A 26,071-nucleotide genomic window follows, 5' to 3' on the forward strand; every position below is an offset into this window, starting at 1 on the left:
TCGGTAAACGGCTTACAGGCCGCTCCAGAGAGGTCGCGTGCTGATAGATGCCAAAGACCGAATCGCCAGCCTTTCCCCGCGGCAGCTCGAATGCCTGCGGCTGGTGCCGCGCGGCTCCTCCAAGGTGATCGGTCAGGCTCTCGGCATCTCGCACCTCACCGTCGACAAGCACATCTCTGCCGCGCTCCAGACGCTGGGCGTAAACTCGCGCGATGAGGCCGCAGCGCTTGTTCTGGGCTGGCATGACTGCACTACCCAAGATTTGGGTACTGAATCGCCATGCCTTGCCGGTCCCGCGAAAACCGGCAGTTTCGGCGTTGCCTACCCCGCTCGATCAGAGGGGGCAGGTGAACACAGGCTTCGCGAGACCCCTGCGGTATTCCGGGTCGATGAAGCCTTCGATTGGAACGGCGTTGCCGGTCCGGAAGAGAGGAGCAGGGTTCGTGATGCTTCGGCGTGGCAGATCATATTCCGGATCGTCGCCATAGCCGTGGGCCTCGCGATCATTGCGAGCGCTGCCCAGCCGATTGCTCAAGGCTATCAGGCGCTCTCCAATCTGATCGAGCCGTACAGAGACATTTAGGTCCGGAAGGCGCCCTGCCTTTCGGCAGGGAGACTTTCATGCCCAAGACCAGAAGAGAAGTCGCGCAGCGCGTCGCGGCCATCATTCGCCCGATAGAGGCGCAATCACAGTCGCTCTCCGCAGAGGCAGGCCGCAGTATCGCAGCTCTCATCGAGGCGCGCCAGCAGGCGCGTCTGCCTGCACATGTCGGCGCTCAGGCGCTGGCGCGCACGACGGAGGCCGCACAGCATCTCGTGCTGGCCGCCAACTGCTTCGCGGAAGTGCACCGCGAACTCGCCGGTCTTGCCGAGGACCTCGGCCTCGGCTTCGGCCCGGATTGCCCGCCCAACGAAGGTGCGGAGAAGCCAGGCCTCAAGGTCGTGGCGATCGGTTGACCCCGCCGCGGCAGCGTGCTTCCCGCGCTATGTGTTGTCCCTCCTATACACATGGCTCTTCTGGTTCGCGCTGCCGGCGTTGTGCTTGGCGGCCTTCCTCTGGGGCGAACGTCCCGAGCGCGAGGCCGCCCTTCTTTTCCTGGCAGGAGCCGCGCTTTCCGAGCTCTCGAAGACCGATGCGGCAAGCCGCTTTCTCATGGTCGAGCATGGCGTGTTGCTGTTCGATCTTGGCTTCACCGCTGCGCTCGGAACCTTGGCGATCCTCCACAAGCGCTGGTGGTTGATATGGGCGACAGCATTTCATGTCCTCGCGACGCTCGGGCATCTGGGGAAGCTGGTGGAGCCGGAGATGTCGAGGATGGCGTACGGCCTGATGCAGAGTGCATCCAGCTATCCGGTGCTGATCGCCTTCGGAATCGGCATTTGGGCAGCGCAACGTCGCAGAAAGAGCGCACGGAAGGCCGCGCACTCCTGAAGGCCCTGCTGGGGGGGCAGGAGAAGGACGCTCTTGCTGCCGCAGACAGGCTGATTGCTCACTTCGGATCGTTGAAGGCCGCCGTCGTCGCCCCTCGCCGCGAGATCGCTCGAGCGGCCGGTGACCCGATCGTTGTGCAGAGGCTCGTAGCGGTCCGGCAGACAATGATCGCGTGCCTGCGGGAGAGCATTCAGAACCGCCCGATGATCGACTGCACCTCGGCACTGCTCGATTATCTGAACCTCGCCATGAGCCATAATAGCGTGGAACAGGCTCGCGCGCTCTACCTCGACAACCGTAATGTGCTTCTCCGCGAGGAGGAACTCGGCAACGGCTCGGTCGACGAGTGTCCGATCTACGTGCGCGAAGTGATTACCCGTGCGCTCGATCTGGGCGCGTCGGGGATCATTCTCGTCCACAATCACCCATCCGGGGATCCTCAACCCAGCCGCATGGACATTGATCTGACGCGCAGGCTCAAGGCCGCCGCCCGGACGATGGACATTACACTCGTCGATCATCTCATCGTCGCGCATGGGAACTACGTCAGCTTCCGCCACTCCAATCTAATCTGAGCTGCGGTAGGGCCGTCGCAGCTCCCGGAGTCGGTGGCGACTGGCTGGCTGTTGCAAGCAGTCGAATCCGTGCTGAAAATGTGCAGCGGCGATTTGGTCGCCGAGCTGATCGCACAGGCTCACCAGCTCCCCGGCAAGACGCGCGGCGCGAGTGCGATCGTCTTCTTGTTCGGTCATCTGCCGGTTTTAGCGTCGCCTCGCGCGCGACGCCATCCACCAGCAGCACCAGAATCGATCCGTTCTGCACCCGAACTCCCCCGATTCGGTTCGAACATCATCAATGCAGCAGTAGCTTCGATCAAGGGCCGCCACGCGATGTGCGCAATCGTCGCTGGACTCGCTTGCCGACGGCCCGGTACTTTGTTGCTCGCCTTTGGGGGGAAGGGTGCATGCGACTCGGTGCTCGGATCGCGCTTCTGGCGCTTGTGCTCACGCCACTGGGTGCCGTTACGGCGTTCGGCGATTCGCGGCCGCAGGTGGTGCTCGCCACGCCCGGCATCGGCGACGGATCGATCGAGCGATTCACGGTGCGGTTCGACGAGGCGATGGTGCCGCTCGGCGACCCTCGGGCGCAGGGGCCGTTCACTGTCGAATGCCCGGTCGGAGGCGAAGGTCGCTGGGTCGATCAGCGCACTTTCGTCCATGAATTCGCCGATCCGCTGCCGGGCGGCGTCACCTGCACCTTCACGCTTCGCGATGGCCTGAAAAGCCTCGCCGGCTATGCCGTCACCGGCCAGAGCCGGTTCACCGTAGACAGCGGCGGACCGATCGCGCGCGCCGTGCTGCCCACCCGCTGGGGCGGCAAGATCGAGGAGGATCAGGTCTTCCTAGTCGCCGCGAACATGACCGCCGATCGCGCTTCGGTGGCCGCGAACGCGTATTGCGCTGTCGACGGCATCGGCGAGCGCATCCCCGTCGAGGTGCTCGACGCGCGTGTACCCGCGCGGCTGATCGATGAACTCGGCACCGAGCGCTGGGAAGTGCGCAGCTTTCTCGAAGAGGCCGGTCTGCCGCAGGCGCTTCCCGAAGGCGACGAGGCACGCGCACAGGCCACGCGCACGATCACCGCGCTCAAATGTGGCCGGCCGCTGCCGCCGGGGCGCGACGTGGCGCTCGTATGGGATGCGGACATCGCCGCTGCCTCGGGCCGCAGGGCGGGCGCTGACCAGCGGTTCGACTATGAAGTGCGCACGCCCTTCACCGCGCGGTTCGAATGTTCGCGCGTGAACGCCCAGGCCGGATGCAATCCGGTCGAGGAGGCGCACGTCCGCTTCTCCGCGCCGGTCGCGCGCGACAAGGCGGCGGCGGTCCGCCTGCGCCTTGCCGACGGGCGCGAGATCGCGCCGACGCTGTCCGACGAGGACCAGCGCAACCAGACGCTCGAGTCGGTCGGGTTCGATGCGCCGCTTCCCGCCGACACGAACGCGCAGCTGATCCTGCCGGCTGACCTTGCCGACGAGAGCGGTCGGCCGCTCGCCAATGCCGAGCGTTTCCCGCTCGAAATCCGCATCGACGAGGCGCCGCCGCTGGTGAAGTTCGCCGCGCCCTTCGGCATCCTCGAGGCGCAGGAGGGCGGCGTGCTGTCCGTCACCGTGCGCAACGTCGAACCGGCGCTTCAGGGCGCACAGCGCGCGGTGACCGGTGAGAAGCTGCGAGTTGACGCCAGCGACGGAGAGATCGCGCAATGGCTGCGGACGCTCGACGAAGCCGACAACTACCGCAGCGAGACAGTGACGCGCGGCGGCGAACCGGTGCGGATCAACCGCACCGGCGACCGGCCGGTGCTGATGGGCGATGATTCGGGCGCGAGCAGCTTCAACGTCACGCTGCCCGGCGGCGGTCGGACGTTCGAAGTCGTCGGCATCCCGCTCAGCGAGCCGGGTTTCTATGTCGTCGAGCTGGCCAGTCCCCGCCTCGGCCAGGCGCTGCTCGGGCGCGAAGCGACACGCTATGTCTCGGCTGGCGCGCTCGTCACCAATATGGCGGTGCATTTCAAATGGGGCCGTGCGGGCTCGCTCGTCTGGGTGACCGCGCTCGACAGCGGCCGTGGCGTCGATGCGGCCGAAGTGCGCGTCACCGACAGCTGCACCGGGCGATTGCTCGCGCGCGGAACCACCGATGTCTCCGGCCGGCTCGCCGTTCCGCCGGGCCTTCCCGAACCGGAAACCTGGGGTAATTGCGACAGCGCGGGCGCGCATCCGCTGATGGTGTCGGCGCGCAAGGCGAACGACATGAGCTTCACGCTCACCGACTGGGGCGAGGGCATCCGCCCCTACGACTTCGATCTACCCTATGGCTGGAGCCCGCCGGAGACGATCTTCCACACCGTGTTCGACCGCGCGCTCGTGCGCCAGGGCGAGACGGTGCACATGAAGCATATCGTGCGCGAACCGATCGCGAGCGGCTTCGCCGCATCGCCGGCATTCTCCGGCACGCTGCACCTTTCGCACCGCGGATCGGACACGCAGTTCGAGATTCCGCTGACGATCGGGGAGAACGGCACCGGCGAGACTCAATGGTCGGCACCGCGCGGCGCGCCGCTCGGCGACTATGATCTCCGCGTCGAGGCGGGCGATCGGTCGACCTGGACGGGGCAGTCGATCCGACTCGATGAATACCGCCTCCCGACCATGTACGCCACCGTCACTGGGCCCGAAACGGCCGCGGTGAAGCCAGGGTCGCTGCCGCTGGACCTGTTCGTCGGCTATCTCTCGGGCGGCGGCGCCGCCAACATGCCGGTCGAAGTGCGCGTCGGCTATTTCGAAGGAGTCGGCACGCCGTCGGGCTATGAGAGCTTCACCTTCGGCGGACGCGAACTCCGCGAAGGCACCCGGCCGATGGACGGCGAGGGCGACGACCGGACCGACACGCTTCCGCCCACTCAGACGCTGCCCGTGACTCTAGGCCGCGACGGTACTGTACGAACCAGCATCGACGTGCCCCAGTCGCTCGATCAGGACACGGCGATGCTCGTCGAGCTCGACTATCAGGATGCGAACGGCGAAGTGCTGACTGCCTCGCGCCGCATCCCGATCTACGCCTCGGCCGTGCGGCTCGGCATCAAGACCGACGGCTGGCTGATGTCCGAAGACGATCTGCGCCTCAAGCTCGTCGCGCTCGACACCGAGGGGAAGCCGATCGCCAATCAGCGGGTGCGGGTCGACCTCTACAGCCGCGAAATCCTCACGGCGCGGCGGCGGCTGATCGGCGGCTTCTACGCCTATGACAATCAGATGCGTACGACCAAGCTGTCGCCGCGCTGCACCGCGACCACCGACGAACTCGGCTATGCCGAATGCAGCATCGATCTCGGGATTTCGGGGGAAGTCTATGCTGTGGCCTCGACCATCGACTCCGCCGGAAATGTCGCGCGGGCGAGCCAGTCGGTGTGGCTCGCGGGCGAGGACGAATGGTGGTTCGGCGGCGACAATGGCGACCGGATGGATGTGCTTCCCGAAAGGCCCGAATATGCCGCGGGGGAGACGGCGCGGTTCCAGGTGCGCATGCCGTTCCGCGAAGCGACAGCGCTGGTGACGGTGGAGCGCGAAGGCGTGCTTTCCAGCTTCGTCGTCGGGCTGGAGGGCTCGAATCCGGTGATCGAAGTGCCGATGCCCGGCGACTATGCGCCCGACGTCTATGTCTCGGTGCTGGCGGTGCGTGGTCGCGTCGACGGCTGGTCGCTGTGGACGGCGGATGTGGCGCGCCAATTAGGCCTGCCCTTCTTCCGCCGCGATGCCGCCAAGCCGACCGCGACGGTGGATCTCGCAAAGCCCGCCTATCGCCTCGGCATCGCGCGCGTGCGCGTCGGCTGGGAAGGGCATCGGCTCGATGTCGACGTGCGGGCGGACAAGCAGAGCTACGCCGCACGCGAGACCGCGACTGTGGACCTGCACGTCGTCAATCCCGACGGCAGCGCCGCCGGCGAGGCCGATGTCGCCTTCGTGGCGGTCGACGAGGCGCTGCTCCAGCTTGCGCCCAATCCCAGCTGGGAGGTGCTCGAAGCGTTGATGGGCGAGCGGCCGCTCTCGGTGCTGACATCGACCGCGCAGATGCAGGTGGTGGGCAAGCGCCACTATGGCCGCAAGGCAGTCGAGGCGGGCGGCGGCGGCGGGACGGGCGACTTGTCCGGGCTCAACCGCGAGAATTTCGAGCCGGTGCTGCTGTGGCGTGGCCAGGTGGATCTGGACGAATCGGGTCGTGCGAAGGTGCAGGTGCCGCTGAACGACGCGCTCACTGCGTTCAGGCTGGTCGCGATCGCCGCCAACGGCAGCCAGCTGTTCGGCACCGGGCAGACCACCGTGCGCACCCAGCAGGATCTCAGCATCTTCGCCGGAGTGCCGCAGCTGGTGCGCAGCGGCGATCGCTTTGCCGCGGCGTTCACGCTGCGCAACGGCTCCGACCGGCCGATGCGCGTGACTGCCGAAGTCGAACTGAGCCCGCGGATCGCCACCGGCAATCCGCTGACCGTCGATGTGCCGGCTGGCGGCGCGGTGCCCGTCGCGTGGAATCTCGATGCGCCCAATGCCGAGGGCACGCTGACCTGGAACGTGCGTGCCCGCTCGACGGACGGCGCGACCGACCAGATCACCGTGACTCAGGACGTGAGACACGCCGTACCGACCGAAACCTGGGCCGCAACGCTTGTGCGCGTCGGAGATGGCACCAGCATCACCGTCCGGCCGCCGGCCGGCGCGCTGCCCGGGCGGGGAAATGTCTTCGTTCGGCTCGCCGACTCGCTGTCGCCGCCGCTCGAAGGGGTGCGTGGCTATATGTCCCGCTATCCTTACGAGTGTTTCGAGCAGCGGCTGTCGAAGGCGGTCGTGCTTGGTGACGTCGGCGGCTGGAACCAACTGACAGGCGAAATGCCGGCGTTCCTCGATGACGAGGGTCTGTTGCGCTATTTCGCGATCCAGTCGCTGCCCGGATCGGAAGCACTCACTGCCTATGTGCTGTCGATGGCCGCCGAGGCCGGGCTGCCGCTGCCGCAGGGGCCCCGCGAGCGAATGCTTGAGGCGATGAAGGCAGTGCTCGACGGGCGGCTGCGCAACGAGGATCAGGGCGACGTGCGCCTCCAGCGAGTCGCGGCGTTCGCGGCGCTCGCGCGCAACGGCGCCGCGACTCCGGCGATGCTGGGGCAGCTCGGCATCGGCCCCGCCGACATGCCGACCTCCTCGCTCGCCGACTATCTGTCGGCGCTGGGCCGCGTTCAGGGGCTGGCGAACGGCGCCGAGCTGCGCGCGCAGGCCGAGCGGGTGCTGCGCACGCGGCTGGTCTACGAAGGGATGCGCATCGACATCACCGACAAGGGCGAGATGCCATGGTGGCTGATGGCGTCCGACGACGAAGCCGCGATCAAGGCGCTGGTCGCCACGCTCGGCAGGCCAGGATGGGAAGAGGATTCGGCCAGGATGATGGTCGGCGTGTCGCTGCGTCAGCAGCGGGGCCATTGGGATACCACCCCCGCCAATGCCTGGGGCGCGGTCGCCGCGCGCAAGTTCGATCGGATGTACCCGGCCGATGCAGTCTCCGGCACTACTACGGCGACGCTCGCGGGGGCGACGGTCTCGCGCGCCTGGCCGCTCGTCGAGCCGCGCCGCGAATTCAGCTTCCCATTGCCTGCCGCCGCCGCGCCGCTGCGCGTTGTGCACAGCGGCGGCGCTGGACCCTGGGCGACGGTGCAGGTGCGTGCCGCGGTGCCGCTCGCCGAGCCGGTGAACGCCGGCTATCGCCTGAGCCGTCAGGTGAGCGTCGTGCGGGCGGCTACTCCGGGAACGCTCCGTCGCGGCGACGTCGTCAAGGTGACGATCACGGTGGAGGCGTCTGCGGCGCGCAACTGGGTCGTGATCGACGATCCGGTTCCCGCCGGGGCACAGGTGCTGGGCGGTCTTGGCAATCAGTCGCGGATCCTCGGCGCCGAGGCGGGAAGCGGGGAGGGTGTGCAGCCGAGCTATGTCGAGCGCGATCGCGACGCGTGGCGGGCCTATTTCCGCTGGATGCCGCGTGGCAGCGTCACTGTCTCCTATGTCGTGCGGCTCAACACCGCCGGGCGGTTCCATTTGCCGCCGACTCGAGTCGAGGCGCTTTATTCGCCGGAGATCTTCGCCGCCGTCCCCAACCAGCCGGTCATCGTGACGCAGCGGTGACGACGGGCGATCCCCGGCGGCACGGGTTTGCGTCGAGCCTGTCGATCGGCGCCGCCGTGGTGCGGGGGCTGCGCCGGAGCTTCGCCGATCGCGGCTGGCGCGGCCGTGTCACGCCGCATCGGCTGATCGGGGCGGCCGGCGCGCTGTTCCTGGGCCTGTTCGCCGCTTTCTGGTGGATCACGCTCCCGCCGCCGCTGCCCGGTTTCGCAGTGGTGCGGGCCGGCTGGCAGCCTTCGGAGGCCTGGCTATACGATCGCAACGGTCGGCTGCTCGACAGCAGCCGAGTCGATTTCGCCGCACGCCGGCTCGCCTGGACGCCGCTGGCGGAGATTTCGCCCGCCGCGCGCTCGGTTCTGACCGCGGCGGAAGATCGGCGGTTCGAACGCCATGGTGGCGTCGATTGGTGGGCGCTCGGCGGCGCGCTCCGCGACCGAGTGGAGGGCAGGCGCGTTCGCGGCGCCAGCACGCTGTCGATGCAGGTCGCGGCCTATCTTTCGCCTGCGCTCGCGGCGCCCGGCTCGCGCAGCTTTTGGGACAAGTTGCGCCAGATGCGCGCCGGCGACGCGCTCGACGGTCATTGGACCAAGGATCAGATCCTCGAGGCCTATCTCAATCTCGCCGGGTTCCGCGGCGAAGCGCAGGGGATCGGCGCTGCCGCGCTCAGCCTGTTCGGCAAGACGCCCGCCGCGCTGAGCCGCGACGATGCGCTGCTGCTCGCCGCGCTGCTGCCAAACCCCGGCGCCGGTGCAAGCGAAGTAGCCGGTCGCGCCTGCGCGCTTTCGCAAGAGAGTGATTGCGCCCGGTTCGCCGGCGCGGCGGCGTCGATGCTCGGCCCCGCCCGGAGTCTTCAGCTCGATCCGGGCCTTGCTCCGCATCTCGCCGATCGCATGCTGATCGAGCCGGGCCTCAGGATCCAATCCACGCTCGATCTGCGCGTCCAGCAGATCGCGATCACAGCGCTTCGTCGCCAGCTGCAGGGACTGGGGGGCACCCGCGCGCGCGACGGCGCGGTCATCGTCGTCGACAATGAAAGCGGCGATGTGCTCGCCTATGTTGGCGGCATCGGCGGTGCTTCGACGGCACCGGCGGTCGATGGCGCCAGCAGCTATCGGCAGGCCGGATCGACGCTCAAGCCGTTCCTGTACGCACTGGCGATCGAGCGGGGATATCTGACGCCCGCGTCGATCCTCGACGATTCGCCGGTTCAGCTTGACACGGCCTCCGGTCTGTACGTCCCCCAGAATTACGACCGCGCGTTCAAGGGCCCGGTCTCTGCCCGCAATGCGCTGGCCGGCTCGCTCAACGTGCCTGCGGTGCGCACGCTGCTGCTCACCGGTGTCGATGCCTTTCGCGACCGGCTCGGGGATACCGGCTATCGCGGGATCACCGAAGACGGGCAATATTACGGCTTCTCGCTGGCGCTGGGCTCTGCGGAAGTGACGTTGATGGAGCAGGTCGCCGCGTTTCGCAGCATCGCCCGCGGCGGGCTCTGGTCGCCGCTCCGGCTGACCACCCAATCCGAAGCGGCCGAGCCGCGCAAGGTCCTCTCCTCGCAAGCGGCATGGATCGTCGCGGACATGCTCGCCGATCCCAATGCCCGCGCCGTCACCTTCGGGCTCGATTCGGCGCTTCGCCTGCCGTTCTGGGCCGCCGCCAAGACAGGAACGTCCAAAGCGATGCGCGACAACTGGTGCATCGGCTTTTCGGATCGATTCACCGTCGGGGTCTGGGTGGGCAATCTGGAAGGCGATCCGATGCGCGCGGTTTCGGGGACCAGCGGCGCGGCGCCGGTCTGGCGGGACGTGATGCTCGCCATCCATGCCGGTCGCCCGGGCCGGCCACCGCCGCGCCCACCGGGGATCGAGGAACAGCTTACGCGCTTCGCGGGCAACCTGGAACAGCCGCGCCGCGAGTATTTCCTCGCCGGCACCGGCCTAGCCACTGTGTCGCTCGCGCCGCAGACGGCGCGGCGGCCGCGGATCGTCACTCCGGTCACGGGCAGTGTCTATGCGCTCGATCCGGATATCCCACCCGATCGGCAGCGGCTTTCGGTAACAGTCACCGGCGAAGTCGCCGGCCACCGGCTGCAGCTCGACGGGCGCGATCTGGCGGCGGCGGATTCGCAGCCCCTGATCGTCACTGCCCCGGGCCGTCACCGGCTACGGCTGCTCGATCTGCGCGGCGATGTAGTCGATCAGGTTCTTTTCACGATCCGCTGACGCGAGGTGCCGAACCAATCGCCGGGCCGCGCGTTGCGCCTGGTGGTCCTACCCCTTTCGGGACTGGTGCCGAGGGGCACCGGCCGCGCCGAAATGCGCATCGGCGCGGCCGAACCCCGCAGTCACCAATAGAAGTTGTTGTAGACCCGCACCACGATTCCCCGGCGGACATCCACCAGCAGCAGATCGTCATAATGGCGAACGTACCGCTGGAAACGTCCGGCGGGCGGCAGGCGATAGCGCCACGGGTCGTTCACGGCAAAGCGCGGGCCGAAGAACATCGAATTGATCCGGATGCCGGGCCGGAACCGCTGATAGCGGAACGGCGCCCGCCAGTGGCCCCGTGCGAAGACGCGGCGATTCTCGTTGCGATAGCGGCGCCAGTCATGGTCGCCCCAGCGGTGTTCGCGATAGTCGCGTCGATCGTCGCGATATTCGCGCCGCGCCTCGCGCAGATCTCGCCCTTCGCGGCGGATGTCGCGCCGGTCGCCATAGCGGCGCGCTTCGCGCAGGTCGCGGCGCTCCTGACGGATTTCGCGTCGGTCCTGACGCAGCTCGCGGGCCGACTGGGCGTTGGCAACGCTCGGCACCGTCGCGACCGGAATGGCGACGGCAGCGATCAACGCTGCGGAAATCAGTTTCTTCATGTCCATCTCCTCTGCGGCTTCCGGCGCCGCTCCGCACGAAGCGAAGCGGCCGCCGACAGGGGCCGGTATGGAGAAGGGCGGCTGAACTCGCCGGGAATGGCCCGGTAATCGCAACGAAAGCTAGGTTAAGGGCCCGACGGTCCTCCGGTGCCCGGAGCGCCGACCGTGCCGATGTTGCCGAACAGATCCTCAAAGAAGCCCGATTCGCGGCCGAGCGTCGGCGTCTTGCGGTTGGAAGGATCGATCGATGCGATCAGCTCTTCGCCGGTCCGGTCGATCGCCGTCACGTTCCCCGCGTCGTCGAACGTCACTCGAAGCGTCACCTGGCGCGTCGGCTCGGGCGTGTTGAACGCCAGATACTTCGTATCGCGGGCGACATAATACCAGGTGCGGTCGGAAAACTGGCCGCTCAGCGTCGGATTCCCGAGCGTCTGCAGCACCGATTCGCGGTTGTCGACGCCCGGCTGGATCGAGTTCACCAGATCCGCGTCGATCACATAGCCCTGGTGGCTCCGCAACGGCGCACAGGCCGATGCCGCCACCGCGAGAGCCGCCACGAGCAGGGGTGCGCGCAGGGAAGACACCGACATTCCATTCTCCACTCAGGATCGAACGCAACACGCGGATGCATTGCATCACGTACCATTCCCCTCAATATGCGGGAGAGCGTCGCCAAACAAGGAGGCGACGGCGATACGGGAAAAGGACATGCAGTTGCTTCAGCGCTTCCTCGCACGCGATCGCAGCGAGGGCGCGGTGCTTTATGCGGCGATCGTCGCGCGCGGCCGTGACCCGCACTGGTATCGTAAGGGCGGAGTGCCCGACACGCTCGATGGACGGTTCGATATGATCGCATCGGTGCTGGCGATGGTATTGCTGCGCCTCGAAGGCGATCCGGCCGGCGTGAGCCTCTCCACCGCGCTTGCCGAGCGCTTCATTGACGACATGGACGGTCAGCTGCGCGAGATCGGCATCGGCGACCTTGTGGTGGGCAAGCATATCGGCAAGATGATGGGGATGCTGGGCGGCCGTCTCGGCGCCTATCGCGCTGCGCTTGCGGAAGGCGCCCTCGGGCCGGCGCTCGGCCGCAATCTCTATCGCGGCGCGGAGCCGCAGCCCGATGCTCTGGCGCATGTCGAAGCCGCGCTGACTCGCTTTCGCGAGGAATTGAACGGGTTTTCCGCCAAGCAGCTCGCCGCCGGGAAGCTTCCGGAGTGACGCCGGAATTCTCCCGCCCGCATCGGCTCGACAGGATCGGGGCCGGTGAGAGCACGGTCGCCGTCGAAGCGACCGCGGACGAACGCGCCGCGCTCGCGCGACGGTTCGGCCTCGTCGCGCTCGATCGGATCGCGGCGACCTATGCGCTGCGCCGTGACTCAGTCGGGGTCCATGCGCGCGGGCGCCTTTCCGCTGCCGCGACTCAAGCGTGCGTCGCGACCGGCGTGCCGCTGCCGGTGACGGTGGACGAGGAGTTCGAACTGCGCTTCCTGCCCGAGCCGGAGACCGACGCCGAAGAGATCGAGCTCGACGCGGGCGCATGCGATACGGTCTTTTACGCCGGCGGGACGATCGATCTGGGCGAGGCGGCCGCCGAGACGCTGGTGCTGGCGCTTGACCCCTTTCCGCGTAGCTCCGAAGCGGCGCAGGCGCTGAAGGAGGCCGGCGTGCTGAGCGAGGAAGAGGCAGGGCCCTTCGGCGCGCTGGCCGAGCTCAAGGAAAAACTGAAGCGCGGCGGCTGAACGGCCGCGCCGGAGCGCCTATTTCCCGGTGGCGAGGCCGCGCGCGAGCATCGCCGCTACCGTGTCGGCGACGTCCTCCGGCGATGCGTCCTCGCTCCACACGCCATAGCGCAGGCCGAGAAACACGTTCATTCCCATGATCGCCCAGGCGTGCACCTCGCCGACCTCGGGGATCACTTCGCCGCGCGCCGCGGCCGCTTCGAGCCGCGCGCGGATGCGCTCGGCGGTCGTCGTGTAATGGGCGCGGAAGCTCTCGGGATCGACGAATTCGGCCTCGTCGATGATCCGATAGATCTCCTTGTGCTGCCGCACGAACCGCATGAAGTGCAGCAAGCCGGCGCGCTCGGCATCGATCTGGTGCGGAGCGGCACGCAGCGCGGGCGCCACATGCTCGCGCACCTGGTTCGACATGTCGCGGACCAGCGCCCGGAACACGGCGTCCTTCGAATCGAAATAGGTGTAGAAGCTGCCCAGCGCGACGCCGGCTCGCCGCGTGATTCCGCTCACCGAGCCTTCGTGGAATCCCTTCTCGCCGAACTCCTCCGCCGCCGCATCCAGGATCGCGCGCAGCGTACGGCGACCGCGCGCCGTGCGCGGTTCCTTGCCGGCGCTCGCCGCTTCGGCCGGCATTGTGGCCGCGATGCCACGCTCCGTCTCCATTTCAGCCCCTCTCCCCGATCCAAGTTGAAACCCGGTTCAGGTTTCAGTATAGCTCCCGGCAAGTGCTTACAACCCGTGCCGTCGAAGCCGGGGATAACTGTCTTGGGGAGGGAGCTTTTCCGATGAGTCACCGTCTGTCGTCCGTTCGTCCGCTGCTGTTCGCGGGCGCCGCCTTCGCCACGCTGGCGGCAACGTCCGCCTCTGCGCAATCGGTCGAGGAGCCGGTCGTCGGCGCCGTCGACACGCAGATCGCCGAAAGCGACGAGATCGTCGTCGTGGCCCGCCGCCGCGAGGAACGGCTCATCGATGTCCCGCTCGCCGTCACGGCGATTTCGGACGAGGATCTGGCGAAGCTCCAGGCGGTCGATCTCAGCGGCATCCAGGGCACGGTTCCCAACCTCAATCTGGTGCAGGGCCGCGGCTCGGCGTCGAACGCCAACATCTTCATCCGCGGCATCGGCCAGCCGGACGCGCTGCAGACCTTCGATCCGGCGGTCGGCGTCTATGTCGACGGCGTCTATATCAGCCGCATCAACGGCGCGCTGTTCAACCTTTTCGACGTAGAGCGGGTCGAAGTGCTGCGCGGCCCGCAGGGGACGCTCTATGGCAAGAACTCGACGGGCGGCGCCGTCAACATCGTCTCGCGCAAGCCGAGCGTTACCGATCTGACCGCCGCAGGCAGCGTCACCTATGGCAGCTACGATCAGCTGCTGGTGAACGGCTATGTCTCCGCGCCGCTGGTCGACGGGACGGTCGGCCTCAGCCTTGCCGGCGTGTACGACCAGCGCGACGGCCTGGTCACCGATCCGGTCGACGGACGCGAGTATAACGACCGCGACACGATCGCCGGCCGCGCCATCCTGCGCGCGCTGCCCAGCGACAGCATCGAGCTGCTGCTGAGCGCGGACTACACCCGCCAGCGCCCGGAGCCCACCGTCGGCTATGCGACCGCGCCGCTGCTCGCCACCAGCTTCACCACCGGCGTGCGCGTGCTGAGCCCCGCCTACCCCTATGGTGAGTATGATTATCGCGCTCGCACTTCGCTCGCTCCGGGCCAGGGGCAGGAGCTCGATCACTGGGGCGTGAACCTCACCGCGAACATCGATCTGAGCGACAGCTTTACGGTCACGTCGATCAGCGCCTACCGCGATCTGGTGAGCGACGCCTATATCGACATCGACGCGACCGAGTTCGAGCTGGGCGACGTGTTCGTCGGGATCGATCAGTATCAGTTCAGCCAGGAACTGCAGCTCAAGTACAGCTCCGACCGGCTGAACGGCGTGTTCGGCCTCTATTATCTCTACGAGAAGGTGACGTCGCACCAGGAGGCCTATGCCGACGATCTGTTCGAGCTGACGCCGGCGGTCGGATACGCCTTCACGCGCTTCATCGACGACGATCAGCGGCTCAACAGCTATGCCGCCTATGGCCAGCTGACCTATGATCTGACCGACCAGTTCAGCGTGACCGGCGGCCTGCGCTACACCAAGGAAGAGAAGCGGTATGACCGCTACACCGTCACTGCGTCGAGCCTGGCGCTGCTGAACGGCCTGAGCTTTCGCTTCCCGGACGATCTGCCGGCGCCCTATAACGCCACCAACGAAGCGACGTTCGATGCGTGGACGCCCAGCGTCACGCTTTCCTACAAGCCCACGCGCGACACACTCCTCTATGTTTCCGCCTCGCGCGGCTTCAAGTCGGGCGGCTTCAACGGCCGCGTCAACAGCCTGAACGACGTCACCGAAGTGGTGGACGGGGTCACCACCATCCGGCCCTATTTCGAGCCGGAAACGGTGTGGACCTATGAAGGCGGCGCCAAGGGCCGCTTCCTAGACGGCCGAGTGAACCTGTCCGGCGCGGTATTCTATTCCGACTATCGCGACTTCCAGGCGCGTGTGGGCGCTGGCAACAACACCGGCACCGGCGGCGCGCTGCCCGTGCTCAATGCCGGCAAGCTGCGCATCTGGGGCTTCGAATTCGAAGCCGATGTGCGCCCCGTCCCCGAATGGTCGGTGCGCACCTCGTTCGGATACCTCAATGCCGATTATCTCGAGTTCGACGATGCGCGGCGCGCCCCCGCCTCGGCCTTCTCGTGCAATCCCACCGGCAACGAGATCGTGTGCGAACCCGCCTTCGCGCCGCCGATCACTCTGTCGTTCGCGACCGACTATACGATCGATCTCGGCAATGCCGGCGGGATCACCTTCGGCGGCGACCTGCGCTTCGTCGACAAGCATTATCTGTCGATCGACAACCGCCCCGGGCTGACCGAGGACGGCTATGAGCTGGCCAATGCCTTCGTTCAGTACACGACCGAGGATGGGCGTTTCTATCTGCGCGGCGGCGTCAAGAACCTGACCGGCAGCCTGTACAAGACCGACGGCCAGGAATTCTCCAGCATCGGCAACATTCAGACGGCTTATTACGGCGATCCGCGCACCTGGAGCATCACGGCGGGCTTCCGCTTCTGATCGCGACGGCTCCGCACTGAAACTCGGGAAGCCGGGCGTTCCTCGAACGTCCGGCTTCTTTTCTGCGGCACACACCGATAGGAAGGATGCCATGACGCCCGCGACCGCCACCACTCCGCCCGCCACGCGCGGCTATCGCAACGTCGTGCTGGCGATGCTGCTGCTGGTCTATACGTTCAATTTCCTCGACCGGCAGATCCTCGGCATCCTGGTCGAGCCGATCAAGGCCGACCTCGGGCTCGACGATACGCAGATGGGCATGTTGGGCGGAATCGCCTTCGCCATGCTTTATTCGGTGCTCGGCGTGCCGCTCGCGCTGATCGCGGACCGCACCAGCCGCAGCTGGGTCATCACCATCAGCCTCACCGTGTGGAGCGGCTTCACGGCGCTGTGCGGCCTGGCGACCAGCTTCTGGCAGCTGTTCTTCTTCCGGCTCGGCGTCGGTGTCGGCGAAGCGGGCGGCGTCGCCCCAAGCTATGCGATCATTGCCGATTACTACCCGCCGGAAAGCCGCTCGCGTGCGCTGGCGATCTATTCGCTCGGCATTCCCGTGGGTCTCGCGCTCGGGGCGATTCTGGGCGGCTATATCGCCGCCGCGGTCGATTGGCGCATGGCGTTCATCGTGGTCGGCATTCTTGGAGTTCTGATCGCGCCGATCTTCCGCCTGGTGGTACGCGAACCGGTTCGCGGGATGAGCGATCCAGTGAGCGCGTCGCCCCCCGCCGAACGTGCGCCGCTCGCCACCGTGTTCCCGATCCTCTCGCGCAAGCCCAGTTTCTGGCTGCTCGCGTTCGGCGCCGCTTCGAGCTCGCTGTGCGGCTATGGCCTCGCTTTCTGGACGCCCGCGCTGCTGATGCGCAGCTTTGGCTTCGATCTGCTCGGCGCGTCGCAGTTCATGGGGTCGCTGCTGCTCATCGGCGGTACGCTGGGCGTCTTCATGGGCGGCTGGCTCGCCGATCGGCTCGGCACGCGCGATCGGGGCAATTATGCGAGGCTCCCAGCCATCGCCTTTCTGATCACGCTGCCGCTCTTCGCTGCGGGATTTTGGTCGACATCGCCGATCATGGCCTGGTTCTTCCTGGTCATTCCGAACGGGCTCAACATTCTGTGGCTCGGCCCGGTGACGACCGCGATCCAGAATCTGGTTCCCTCGCACATGCGCGCGACTGCCTCGGCAAGCTTCCTTCTGATCAACAATCTGATCGGGTTGGGGGCGGGCTCCTGGGTGATGGGCGCGATGTCCGACTCGATGGCCGCGCAGTTCGGCAATGAGTCGCTGCGCTATTCGATGATCGCGGCGCTCGGCTTCTACGCGCTCGCCTCGGTGCTGATGTTCCTGGCGGTGCGGACGCTGCGGCGGGACTGGGTGGAAGGCTGATCCGGCTCGGCGCGCACGCTCGCGAGAGACCGAACGGCGGCGTTTCAACCTACGTAGCTTACCGAGTCGTTAAGCTACCGAATCGCGCCGGAGGGGAGCGGGGCCCATATCGGCGCCGTGGCCGAGAGCATTGTTTTACGGCAACCAGGCCGGGCGACCTTCCCCCCGTTCGGTCGCCCGGCCTCCCTCACCGCTCGCGGGTCGCCGCGAAGGTGATTTTCGGATAGCGATCGGCGATATAGCCGACTTCCCACGCGCTCTTCGCGAGGAACACCGGATTGCCGTCGCGATCCTTCGCCATCGCGCTGCGGTTAAGGTCGGCGAATTCCTTCAGCGCTGCCGGCTCGCCCGAAACCCAGCGCGCCGTCTCGAACGGCGCCATTTCCAGCCCGGCGGCAACCTTATACTCCGCGTCGAGCCGCGAGAGCAGCACGTCGAGCTGCAGCTGCCCGACCACGCCGATGATCCAGTTCGATCCGATCTCGGGATAGAAGACCTGAGTCACGCCTTCCTCGGCCATGTCGTCCAGCGCCTTGCGCAGCTGCTTGGTCTTGGTCGGATCCTTCAGCGCTACGCGGCGCAGAATCTCCGGCGCGAAATTGGGTAGTCCGGTGAAGCGCACGGTCGCCTTTTCCGACAGCGTGTCGCCCACGCGCAGCGTGCCGTGGTTCGGAATGCCGATGATGTCCCCCGGATAGGCCTCGTCCGCCAGCTCGCGCTCGCGGGCGAAGAACAGGATCGGCGAATGGATCGCGATCGGCTTGCCATGGCCCGAGGGCGTCAGCTTCATGCCGCGCTTGAAGGTGCCCGAGCACAGACGCATGAATGCGATCCGGTCGCGGTGGTTCGGGTCCATGTTCGCCTGCACCTTGAACACGAATCCGGTCACTTCGTCGCGGCTCGGCTCGACCGCGGCGGGCTCGGCCGGCTGCGCGCGCGGCGGCGGCGCATGTTCGGCCAGCGCCGCGATCAGCGCGTCGACGCCGAACTCCTTGAGCGCCGATCCGAAGAACACCGGCGTGAGATCGCCGTTGCGATAGGCCGCGCCGTCGAAATCGGCATAGCCCGCCAGCGCCAGCTCGGCGTCCTCGCGTAGCTTGGCGAGATTGTCGGCCGAAATCAGCGCGTCGAGCTGCGGATCGTCGAGTCCGCTGGTCTGCACCACCTTGCCCTGGAATTCGCGGCTCGGCCCTTCGGGCAGCAGCAGCTTGTTCGTGTGCAGGTCGAAGATCCCCTCGAACGTGCCGCCCATGCCTACCGGCCAGGTCATCGGCGCCACATCGAGCTGGAGCAGGTCGGCGACCTCGTCCAGCGTCTCGAACACCTCGCGGCCCTCGCGGTCGCATTTGTTGACGAAGGTGATGATCGGGACGTTGCGGAGTCGGCAGACCTCGAACAGCTTGCGTGTCTGGCTCTCGATGCCCTTGGCGACGTCAATCACCATCACCGCCGAATCGACCGCCGTCAGCGTGCGATAGGTGTCCTCGCTGAAATCCTCATGGCCCGGCGTATCGAGCAGGTTGAAGGTCACGCCGTCGCGTTCGAACGTCATCACCGACGACGTGACCGAAATGCCGCGCTGTTGCTCGATCTTCATCCAGTCGGAACGCGCGCGGCGCGCCTGGCCGCGCGCCTTCACTTCACCGGCAAGGTGGATCGCGCCGCCGAACAGCAGCAGCTTTTCGGTCAGCGTCGTCTTGCCGGCGTCGGGATGCGAGATGATCGCGAAGGTGCGGCGATCTTGGGGTGTGCTCATCGCGCGCGCTCTAGCGGCTGGCGCCGAACCCGTCGAGTGCGGCGCCGCGCCGGCTCACTCTTCCCGGTGCACGGCAAAGCCCTGGAACGACTGATTCACCGGCATCAGCTCGAGCCGGTTGATGTTGAGATGCGGCGGCAGCGTCGCGACCCACAGGATCGTCTCGGCGATGTCCTCCGCCGTCATCGGGTTCGCCCCGGCGTAGAGCGTGTCCGACGCCTCGCGCGATCCGCCGGTGCGCACCATGGTGAACTCGGTCTCGACCATGCCCGGTTCGATCGAGGTCACGCGGACGCCGGTGCCGTGCAGGTCGGCGCGCAGCGCGAGGCTGAAATGGTTCACGAACGCCTTGCTGCCGGCATAGACGTTGCCGCCGGGATAGATGTAGCTCCCCGCCACCGAGCCTAGGTTCACGATCGCGCCCTTGCGCGCGATCAGCCCGGGCAGCAGCTTGCGCGTGATCGCCACGAATGCCGACACGTTGGTGTCGATCATCGTCTGCCAATCGTCGAGCGAGGACTCCTGCGCTGGCGCGGTGCCGAGCGCGAGGCCGGCATTGTTCACCAGCAGATCGATCGCCCGAAACGCCTCGGGTAGCGCCGCCATGGCCGAATCGAACGCCGCGCCGTCGCGCACGTCGAACTGGGCGCCGTGGAAGGAATCGCCCAGCTCGGCCTTCAGTGCGTCGAGTCGCTCGGCCCGGCGCCCGGTGCCGATAACGTGCCACTCGGCGTCGACAAGCGCGCGCGCGGTGGCTTCGCCGATGCCGGCGGTCGCGCCTGTGACGAGTGCGGTTGGCATGGGCTTTCTCCTGTTGCTGATCTGAACCATGGGAGGACAGCTTCGTTCAGCCCCGCAGCTCCGCGCCCTGCTTCGCCGCCGCCGCGACCACCTTGTCGCCGATCGCCTTCAGCTCCTCGTCGGTGAAGCTCTTCTCGCCCGGCTGGAGCGTCACTTCGATCGCCAGGCTCTTCTTGCCCTCGGGGACGCCGGTGCCGGTGAATACGTCGAACAGCCGCGCCTCGGTGATCGTCGCCTTGTCGGCCCCCTTCACTGCGCGGACCAGATCGCCCGCCGGCTTCCCCGCATCGACGAGGAAGGCGAAATCGCGCGTGACCGGCTGCAGCGCGGGCGGCGCATAGGCCGGGCGCATGAACCCGCTCGCGCGCTTTCCGGGAAGCGCATCCAGATACAGCTCCACCGCTGCGACATCGTCGTCGAGATCGAATGCCTTGAGCACGCTCGGATGCAGCACGCCGAATGCGGCGAGCACCGTCTTGGGTCCGAGCCGCAACGTGCCCGAACGGCCGGGATGCCAAACCTCGCCCGCCTCGCCCATCACCTGCAGATTGGCGACCGGTGCGCCTGCCGCTTCGAGCAGCGCGAGCGCCTCGGCCTTGGCGTCATAGGCATCGAACGGCTGCGCCTTGCCGCTCCGCCAGGTGCGCGCACTGCGCGCGCCCGCGAGCACCAGCCCCAAAGTCGGCCGTTCGCCGTCGGCGAAATAGCGCCGTCCGATCTCGAACAGGCGGGCACCGTCTGCCCCTCGCTTCAGATTGCGCTCCGCCGCCGCGAGCAGCCCCGGCAGCAGCGAGGGGCGCATCACCTTCAGCTCCTCGCTGATCGGATTGGCCAGAGTCCAGGCGCCGCCGCCGAATGGCGCAGCCTCTGCCTCCGAGATGAAGCTCCAGGTAACGGCCTCGTTCAGTCCGCGCGCCGCCGCCGAACGGCGCAGCTTGCGCTCGAGCAGCTGCTCGGGCGTGGCGGTCGGCCGCGCCACGCCGGGCGCGCGCGGCAGCGGCTCGGCGGGTACCGTGTCGATGCCGGCGATGCGGATCACTTCCTCGACCAGATCGGCCGGCCCTTCGACATCGCGCCGCCAGCTCGGCACGACTGCCTCGCTGCCGTCTTCGCTCACTTCGAAGCCGAGCCGGCTCAGAATGTCGCGCTGCGTGGCGGCGTCGAGTTCCAGCCCGCCCAGCGTTCGCGCCATGTCCGGCACGAAACGCACGCTGCGCGGCTTGGCCGGCGGCGTGCCTGCGCGCGTGATGCCGCTCGGCGTGCCTCCGCACAGGGCAAGCACCAGCCGCGTGGCGATCGCCAGCCCGGCATCCAGGAAGGCGGGATCGACTCCGCGCTCAAACCGCTGGCGCGCGTCCGACGTGAGACCCAGCTTCTGCCCGGTGCGCGCGATATGATCGGGATCAAACCAGGCGCATTCGATCAGCACATCGGTCGTAGTGTCGGAAACGCCCGATTCCTCGCCGCCCATGATGCCGCCGATGTCATGGACCTGCGCATCATCGGCGATCACGATCATCGTCTCGTCGAGTACATAGGTCTTGCCGTTCAGCGCCAGCATCTGCTCGCCCGGCCTCGCCTTGCGCGCGACAAGCCCGCCCGAGAGCTTTGCCCGGTCATAGACGTGCAGCGGCCGCCCGAGATCGACCGAGACGAAATTGGTGATGTCGACCAGCGCCGAAATCGGCTTCTGGCCGATTGCAGTGAGCCGCCGCTGCATCCACGGCGGGGCAGCGCGATTGCTCACGCCCGACACATTCTGCGCATAGAAGGCGGGGCAGCCCTCGGGGTCGTCGGTCCGCACGTCCGGCCCTGCGCCTTCGCCGTCGACCGAAGCGACCTGCGCGCCGCCCGCGCCCGGCTCGAGTTCCACATGGGCATAGACTTGCGCCAGCGGCTTCAGCGTTCCAATCCCCGCGGCAGCCAGATCGCGCGCGATTCCGCGCACGCCCATGCAATCCTGCCGGTTGGGCGTGATCGACACGTCGATCACCGGATCGGTCAGCCCGGCATAATCGGGGTAGGGCAGGCCCACCGCACCCTCGGCGTCGCCGCCCAGATCGATGATCCCCTCATGCGCGTCGCCCAGCTCGAGTTCGCGCACCGAACACATCATGCCGTTCGATTCGACTCCGCGGATCGCGGCGACCTTCAGTTCGAATCCGCTGCCGGGCACATAGGCGCCCGGCGGCCCGAACACGCCGATCATTCCCGCCCGCGCGTTGGGTGCGCCGCATACCACCTGGAGCGGGCCGTCACCGGCTTCGACCGAAAGCACCTGCAGCTTGTCCGCATTGGGGTGGGGCTCGGCGGTCAACACCTTGGCGACGCGGAATGCGGCGAGCTTCTCGCCCGGATTATCGACACCTTCGACTTCGAGGCCGATGCGAGTCAGCGTCTCGACGATCGTGTCGACATCCGCATCGGTCTCGAGATGCGCCTTCAGCCAGTTCAGCGTGAACTTCATGCGCCCACTCCCCCGCTCAGCGTGGGCACGTCGAGCGCCGAGAAGCCATAGTGGCGCAGCCAGCGCAGGTCGCCGTCGAAGAAGGCGCGCAAATCGTCCATCCCGTATTTGAGCATCGCCAGCCGGTCGATCCCGCAGCCGAAGGCAAAGCCCTGCCATTCCTCGGGATCGAGCCCGCAGGCGGCGATCACCTTGGGATGCACCATCCCGCTGCCGAGGACTTCGAGCCAGCCGCCGCCGCTGCCGCCGATCACGCGCTTGCCCTTCTCAAGCGTGTAGCCGACATCGACTTCGGCCGACGGCTCGGTGAAGGGGAAATAGCTCGGCCGCAGACGCAGCACGATGTCGTCGCGCTCGAAGAACGCCTTGAGGAACGTCTCGAGCGTCCATTTGAGGTGGCCGAGCGTGATCCCCTTGTCGATCACCAGCCCCTCGACCTGATGGAACATCGGCGTGTGGGTGGCGTCGGAATCCGAGCGATAGGTGCGGCCGGGAGCGATGATCCGGATCGGCGGCGGACCGCTCAGCATCGTGCGGATCTGCACCGGGCTGGTGTGGGTGCGCAGCAGCATCTTGCGCGCGCCGTCCTCGCCTTCCGGGAAATAGAAGGTGTCGTGCATCGCCCGCGCCGGATGCGTCTCCGGAATGTTGAGCGCAGTGAAATTGTGCCAGTCGTCCTCGATTTCCGGCCCGGTTGCGACCGAGAAGCCAAGGTCGGCGAAGATCTCGGCGAGCTCGTCCATCACCTGGCTCACGGGGTGCACGGTGCCCTGCGGCGGCAGATCGACCGGCAGCGTGAGGTCGACCGTCTCGGTCGCCAGCCGTGCCTCGAGCTGCGCCGCCTCCAGCGCCGCCTTGCGCGCGGCAATCGCCTCGGTCACGTCCTCGCGCAGCCCGTGGATGCGCGGCCCCTCCGTCTGACGCTCCTCGGGGCTCATCTTGCCCAGCGTCTTCAGAAGCGCGGTCACCGCGCCCGATTTGCCGAGCGCGTGGACGCGCAGCGCCTCCAGCGCCTCAAGGCCGGCGGCGGCATCGACGGACGCTAGAAGGTCCTGGCGGAGCTGATCGAGATCGGTGGTCATTGCGCGGCCTCCAAAGCAAAAGGGGACGGGCGGCGCAATGGCGCGTTTCGCCGCTGCGGGAACGCACCGGCGCCGGCACGCGACCCGGATCGCCCCTCCGGCGCAGATACACGAACGCCCGCGGGACATTTCCGTCCCGCGGGCGTTCGGATTTCGATTCGCGTAGGCGCCGTCAGGCCGCTTCGGGCAGCGCTGCCTTGGCCTGTGCGACGATCGCCTTGAAGGCGTCGCCTTCATGCATCGCGATGTCGGCCAGAACCTTGCGGTCCAGCTCGACGCCGGCGAGCTTCAGCCCGTGCATGAACTGGCTGTAGGTGAGGCCTTCGGCGCGAACGCCCGCGTTGATGCGCTGAATCCACAGCGCGCGGAAGGTGCGCTTTTTGACCTTGCGGTCGCGATAGGCGTACTGGCCAGCCTTTTCGACGGCCTGGCGCGCGATCCGGATCGTGTTCTTGCGGCGGCCGTAATAGCCTTTCGCCTGATCCAGAACCCGCTTGTGCTTCGCCTTGGTGGTGGTGCCGCGCTTGATGCGTGCCATTGTCCGGTCTCCTTACTTCAGGCCGTAGGGCGCCCACGCCTTCACGTGGTCGACATCGGACTTGGACAGCACGCTCGTGCCGCGATTCTGGCGGATATACTTGGAATTGTGGCTGATCAGCCGGTGGCGCTTGCCGGCGACTCCATGCTTCACCTTGCCGGTGGCGGTGAATTTGAAGCGCTTTTTGACGCCGCTCTTCGTCTTGAGCTTGGGCATTTTCGTCTCCTTGTATCTGCGACGATTTCGAACGGCCACGGCAGCCCATACCGGCCGGGCAGTTCCTCCAAATCGCGGAAAGGCGGGCGCCTAGCCCAAAAGCGGTCGCGTTGCAACAGCCTCAGCGGCTTATGCCGCGGCGGTAGAGCACGGTGATCGCGACTCGGCGATTGCGCGGATCGGCCGGATCGCGGGCGATTATCGGCTCCCGGTCGGCGACTCCCTCGATCCGCTCGAACCGGTCCTCGGGAACGCCCGCGGTGGCAAGGCGCCGGCGAGTCGCTTCGGCGCGCCCGCTCGAGAGCATCCAGTTGTTCATGTTGAGCGGATCATTGTAGCGCAGACTGTCGGTATGGCCGCGGATCATGATCGTGTTCGGCAGCCGCGAGAGCGATTCGCCCACCAGCGCGACCAGCGCGTCGGCATCGGCGACCAGCGCGGTCGTGCCCACGTCGAACATCGAATAGTCGGCGTCGTCCATCAGATCGATTCGCATGCCGTCGCGGGTCTGGACGAAGCGCACCTGGTTGCGCAGCCGCGAGAAGCGCGCCTCGCCCGCCAGCGTCGCGGAAAGCCGGCGCTGGAGCTCGCGAAAGCTCTGCCGGTCCTCGGCCTGCATCGCACCCGCGCTCTTGAGCGAGCCGCGCTCGCCGGTGCCGACATCGTCGCCGCCCTGCGCCCCGGCGGGGATCGTCAGCGAGCGCGTGCCCGTCTGCGCGGCCTTGTGCGGGTAATTGTCCTTGTCGATGATGCTCTCGCCGCCGAACAGCCCGTTCGATCCGGCACTGTTCTGCCGGAATTCGACCAACGTCGGTGCGAAATAGTCGGCGAGCGCCTTGCGCTGCTTCTCGGTGGTCGCGCCGAGCAGCCACATCAGCAGGAAGAACGCCATCATCGCCGTGACGAAATCGGCATAGGCCACTTTCCAGGCGCCGCCGTGGTGGCTGCCATGTGCCTCGACATAGACTTTCCTGACGATGATCCGCGGCGGCTGATTCGAGCCGTGCGGTGCGCGCGCGACCATTTACCGCCCCCTCAACCCGTCGAAGACTTCGGCGAACGCCGGCTGGTTCGAATGGGAGATGCCCGAGCGCGCCGCCTCGATCACCAGCGGCTGGGGATGGCCGTGGAGCGAGGCGATGATGATCTGCTTCACCGTGTGGTAGATCGCGGCGTCGGCATCGATGACCTGCTGGAGCCGAGTGGCGAGTGGCCCGACTAGTCCATAGGCGAGCAGGACGCCGAGGAAGGTCCCGACCAGCGCCGAACCGATCATCGCGCCCAGTATCTCGGGCGGCTTGTCGATCGATCCCATCGTCTTCACCACCCCCAGCACCGCCGCGACGATGCCGAGCGCGGGCAGCGCGTCGGAAAGCCCCTGGAGCGTCGTCTGCGGACCCTGCACCTGATGGTGGTGCGTCTTGATGGCGTTATCCATCACCTCTTCCACGGCATGCACGTCGAGCGTGCCCGAGGAGACGACCACCAGCCGAAGTGTATCGGCGATCAGATTGGTCAGCGGCTTGTCGGCGAGAAGCCGGGGATATTCGGCGAAGATCGCAGAGGATTGCGGGTCCTCGACATGCGGCTCGAGTGCGATCGGCCCCTCGGTGCGCAGCATCTTCATCAGCTTGGAAACGAGGAAGATCGTGTCGAGATAATCCTGCTTCCGGTATTTCGGACCCTTCAGCACCTTCATCACGCCGGCGCCCAGTGCCTTCAGCTCCGCCGTGGAATTACCGATGATGAGTGCGCCCACCGCAGCGCCGCCAATGATCATCATCTCGTGCGGCACGGCATGCAGCACCGGCTCGAGCGCCCCGCCGGTGAGTGCGAAGCCGCCGAAGACCATGACCAGAAGGACGATGAGACCGATCAGCGGAAACATGACGCCGTTAACTTCCCCCCTTGCCGCGCAGTGGCCGCCTCTTCCCAGGAAACGGCAGC

At 67.1% G+C, this 26,071-nt stretch carries 21 protein-coding genes; 10 read left to right on the forward strand and 11 right to left on the reverse strand.

All coding sequences use genetic code 11. The annotated features are described in order from the left end of the window. The first annotated feature begins 37 nt into the window (after positions 1–37). From ACQ450_RS10755 to pbpC, 6 genes are all read left to right on the forward strand, one after another. On the forward strand, positions 38–583 hold the full coding sequence (locus tag ACQ450_RS10755) for a LuxR C-terminal-related transcriptional regulator (protein ID WP_431469266.1): 546 nt from the start codon (positions 38–40) through the stop codon (positions 581–583). Positions 584–621: 38 nt separating this feature from the next. Next, the gene (locus tag ACQ450_RS10760) at positions 622–957 is read left to right on the forward strand and encodes a hypothetical protein (RefSeq protein ID WP_431469267.1); all 336 of its coding nucleotides are present in this window, start codon (positions 622–624) and stop codon (positions 955–957) included. A gap of 85 nt (positions 958–1,042) precedes the next feature. Next, positions 1,043–1,432: a hypothetical protein gene (locus tag ACQ450_RS10765; RefSeq protein ID WP_431469268.1), complete on the forward strand. Its 390-nt coding sequence runs from the start codon at positions 1,043–1,045 to the stop codon at positions 1,430–1,432. Then, positions 1,381–2,007, forward strand: a complete 627-nt coding sequence (locus tag ACQ450_RS10770) for a JAB domain-containing protein (RefSeq protein ID WP_431469269.1) — start codon at positions 1,381–1,383, stop codon at positions 2,005–2,007. Before ACQ450_RS10765 ends, ACQ450_RS10770 begins: the two co-directional genes overlap by 52 nt. A 389-nt stretch (positions 2,008–2,396) precedes the next feature. Beyond that, entirely contained in the window at positions 2,397–8,150 is a 5,754-nt protein-coding gene (locus ACQ450_RS10775; RefSeq protein WP_431469270.1) for an MG2 domain-containing protein, read from the forward strand. A 122-nt stretch (positions 8,151–8,272) separates the two neighbouring features. Further along, complete coding sequence (pbpC, locus tag ACQ450_RS10780) at positions 8,273–10,369, forward strand: penicillin-binding protein 1C (protein WP_431471213.1); 2,097 nt, start codon at positions 8,273–8,275, stop codon at positions 10,367–10,369. 122 nt (positions 10,370–10,491) lie between these two features. Here pbpC and ACQ450_RS10785 read toward each other — a convergent pair whose 3' ends face one another. Then, complete coding sequence (locus tag ACQ450_RS10785) at positions 10,492–11,016, reverse strand: RcnB family protein (protein ID WP_431469271.1); 525 nt, start codon at positions 11,014–11,016, stop codon at positions 10,492–10,494. Between the two features lie 125 nt (positions 11,017–11,141). Beyond that, the gene (locus ACQ450_RS10790; protein ID WP_188053497.1) at positions 11,142–11,606 is read right to left on the reverse strand and encodes an outer membrane protein assembly factor BamE; all 465 of its coding nucleotides are present in this window, start codon (positions 11,604–11,606) and stop codon (positions 11,142–11,144) included. 118 nt (positions 11,607–11,724) lie between these two features. Between ACQ450_RS10790 and ACQ450_RS10795 the strand changes: the two genes are divergently transcribed. Both ACQ450_RS10795 and ACQ450_RS10800 read left to right on the forward strand, forming a co-directional pair. Then, positions 11,725–12,234 (forward strand): ubiquinol-cytochrome C chaperone family protein, encoded by a 510-nt coding sequence (locus ACQ450_RS10795; protein WP_431469272.1) that lies wholly within the window; start codon positions 11,725–11,727, stop codon positions 12,232–12,234. Next, positions 12,231–12,755 carry a YceD family protein gene (locus tag ACQ450_RS10800; protein WP_431469273.1) on the forward strand — a complete coding sequence of 175 codons (525 nt, stop codon included), beginning with the start codon at positions 12,231–12,233 and terminating at the stop codon, positions 12,753–12,755. Before ACQ450_RS10795 ends, ACQ450_RS10800 begins: the two co-directional genes overlap by 4 nt. 18 nt (positions 12,756–12,773) lie before the next feature. On the opposite strand, the gene ACQ450_RS10805 is transcribed toward ACQ450_RS10800, so the two are convergent. Beyond that, positions 12,774–13,415 (reverse strand): TetR/AcrR family transcriptional regulator, encoded by a 642-nt coding sequence (locus ACQ450_RS10805; protein ID WP_431469274.1) that lies wholly within the window; start codon positions 13,413–13,415, stop codon positions 12,774–12,776. Between the two features lie 122 nt (positions 13,416–13,537). Between ACQ450_RS10805 and ACQ450_RS10810 the strand changes: the two genes are divergently transcribed. Both ACQ450_RS10810 and ACQ450_RS10815 read left to right on the forward strand, forming a co-directional pair. Continuing rightward, a complete protein-coding gene (locus ACQ450_RS10810) occupies positions 13,538–15,886 on the forward strand; it encodes a TonB-dependent receptor (RefSeq protein WP_431469275.1) in 2,349 nt (782 codons plus the stop codon). Positions 15,887–15,977: 91 nt separating this feature from the next. Further along, a complete protein-coding gene (locus ACQ450_RS10815) occupies positions 15,978–17,264 on the forward strand; it encodes a spinster family MFS transporter (RefSeq protein ID WP_431469276.1) in 1,287 nt (428 codons plus the stop codon). 187 nt (positions 17,265–17,451) lie between these two features. On the opposite strand, the gene ACQ450_RS10820 is transcribed toward ACQ450_RS10815, so the two are convergent. From ACQ450_RS10820 to motA, 8 genes are all read right to left on the reverse strand, one after another. Beyond that, positions 17,452–19,020 (reverse strand): peptide chain release factor 3, encoded by a 1,569-nt coding sequence (locus ACQ450_RS10820; RefSeq protein WP_431469277.1) that lies wholly within the window; start codon positions 19,018–19,020, stop codon positions 17,452–17,454. Positions 19,021–19,074: 54 nt separating this feature from the next. Further along, positions 19,075–19,821, reverse strand: a complete 747-nt coding sequence (locus ACQ450_RS10825) for an SDR family NAD(P)-dependent oxidoreductase (protein ID WP_431469278.1) — start codon at positions 19,819–19,821, stop codon at positions 19,075–19,077. 46 nt (positions 19,822–19,867) lie between these two features. After that, positions 19,868–22,288 (reverse strand): phenylalanine--tRNA ligase subunit beta, encoded by a 2,421-nt coding sequence (gene pheT / locus ACQ450_RS10830; protein WP_431469279.1) that lies wholly within the window; start codon positions 22,286–22,288, stop codon positions 19,868–19,870. Beyond that, the gene (gene pheS / locus ACQ450_RS10835) at positions 22,285–23,370 is read right to left on the reverse strand and encodes a phenylalanine--tRNA ligase subunit alpha (RefSeq protein WP_431469280.1); all 1,086 of its coding nucleotides are present in this window, start codon (positions 23,368–23,370) and stop codon (positions 22,285–22,287) included. The genes pheT and pheS overlap by 4 nt, the downstream gene beginning before the upstream one ends. A 172-nt stretch (positions 23,371–23,542) precedes the next feature. Continuing rightward, positions 23,543–23,908 (reverse strand): 50S ribosomal protein L20, encoded by a 366-nt coding sequence (rplT, locus tag ACQ450_RS10840; protein ID WP_188053509.1) that lies wholly within the window; start codon positions 23,906–23,908, stop codon positions 23,543–23,545. A 12-nt stretch (positions 23,909–23,920) separates the two neighbouring features. Next, complete coding sequence (gene rpmI / locus ACQ450_RS10845; RefSeq protein ID WP_165325786.1) at positions 23,921–24,124, reverse strand: 50S ribosomal protein L35; 204 nt, start codon at positions 24,122–24,124, stop codon at positions 23,921–23,923. A gap of 121 nt (positions 24,125–24,245) precedes the next feature. Beyond that, on the reverse strand, positions 24,246–25,148 hold the full coding sequence (locus ACQ450_RS10850) for a flagellar motor protein MotB (protein WP_431469281.1): 903 nt from the start codon (positions 25,146–25,148) through the stop codon (positions 24,246–24,248). Next, the gene (gene motA, locus ACQ450_RS10855; RefSeq protein ID WP_188053513.1) at positions 25,149–26,012 is read right to left on the reverse strand and encodes a flagellar motor stator protein MotA; all 864 of its coding nucleotides are present in this window, start codon (positions 26,010–26,012) and stop codon (positions 25,149–25,151) included. Positions 26,013–26,071: the final 59 nt, after the last annotated feature.

The sequence above is a fragment of the Sphingosinithalassobacter sp. LHW66-3 genome (genome assembly GCF_050703275.1).
GTDB lineage: Bacteria > Pseudomonadota > Alphaproteobacteria > Sphingomonadales > Sphingomonadaceae > Sphingomonas.

Bases quoted from the DNA above. Each gene is read 5' to 3' on its own strand.
- motA (WP_188053513.1), bottom strand. From the start codon at position 26,012: ATGTTTCCGCTGATCGGTCTCATCGTCCTTCTGGTCATGGTCTTCGGC.
- ACQ450_RS10790 (WP_188053497.1), bottom strand. From the start codon at position 11,606: ATGTCGGTGTCTTCCCTGCGCGCACCCCTGCTCGTGGCGGCTCTCGCG.
- pheS (WP_431469280.1), bottom strand. From the start codon at position 23,370: ATGACCACCGATCTCGATCAGCTCCGCCAGGACCTTCTAGCGTCCGTC.
- ACQ450_RS10850 (WP_431469281.1), bottom strand. From the start codon at position 25,148: ATGGTCGCGCGCGCACCGCACGGCTCGAATCAGCCGCCGCGGATCATC.
- ACQ450_RS10775 (WP_431469270.1), top strand. From the start codon at position 2,397: ATGCGACTCGGTGCTCGGATCGCGCTTCTGGCGCTTGTGCTCACGCCA.
- ACQ450_RS10785 (WP_431469271.1), bottom strand. From the start codon at position 11,016: ATGAAGAAACTGATTTCCGCAGCGTTGATCGCTGCCGTCGCCATTCCG.
- ACQ450_RS10825 (WP_431469278.1), bottom strand. From the start codon at position 19,821: ATGCCAACCGCACTCGTCACAGGCGCGACCGCCGGCATCGGCGAAGCC.
- pheT (WP_431469279.1), bottom strand. From the start codon at position 22,288: ATGAAGTTCACGCTGAACTGGCTGAAGGCGCATCTCGAGACCGATGCG.
- ACQ450_RS10805 (WP_431469274.1), bottom strand. From the start codon at position 13,415: ATGGAGACGGAGCGTGGCATCGCGGCCACAATGCCGGCCGAAGCGGCG.
- ACQ450_RS10810 (WP_431469275.1), top strand. From the start codon at position 13,538: ATGAGTCACCGTCTGTCGTCCGTTCGTCCGCTGCTGTTCGCGGGCGCC.
- ACQ450_RS10820 (WP_431469277.1), bottom strand. From the start codon at position 19,020: ATGAGCACACCCCAAGATCGCCGCACCTTCGCGATCATCTCGCATCCC.
- ACQ450_RS10815 (WP_431469276.1), top strand. From the start codon at position 15,978: ATGACGCCCGCGACCGCCACCACTCCGCCCGCCACGCGCGGCTATCGC.
- rpmI (WP_165325786.1), bottom strand. From the start codon at position 24,124: ATGCCCAAGCTCAAGACGAAGAGCGGCGTCAAAAAGCGCTTCAAATTC.
- ACQ450_RS10795 (WP_431469272.1), top strand. From the start codon at position 11,725: ATGCAGTTGCTTCAGCGCTTCCTCGCACGCGATCGCAGCGAGGGCGCG.
- rplT (WP_188053509.1), bottom strand. From the start codon at position 23,908: ATGGCACGCATCAAGCGCGGCACCACCACCAAGGCGAAGCACAAGCGG.
- ACQ450_RS10760 (WP_431469267.1), top strand. From the start codon at position 622: ATGCCCAAGACCAGAAGAGAAGTCGCGCAGCGCGTCGCGGCCATCATT.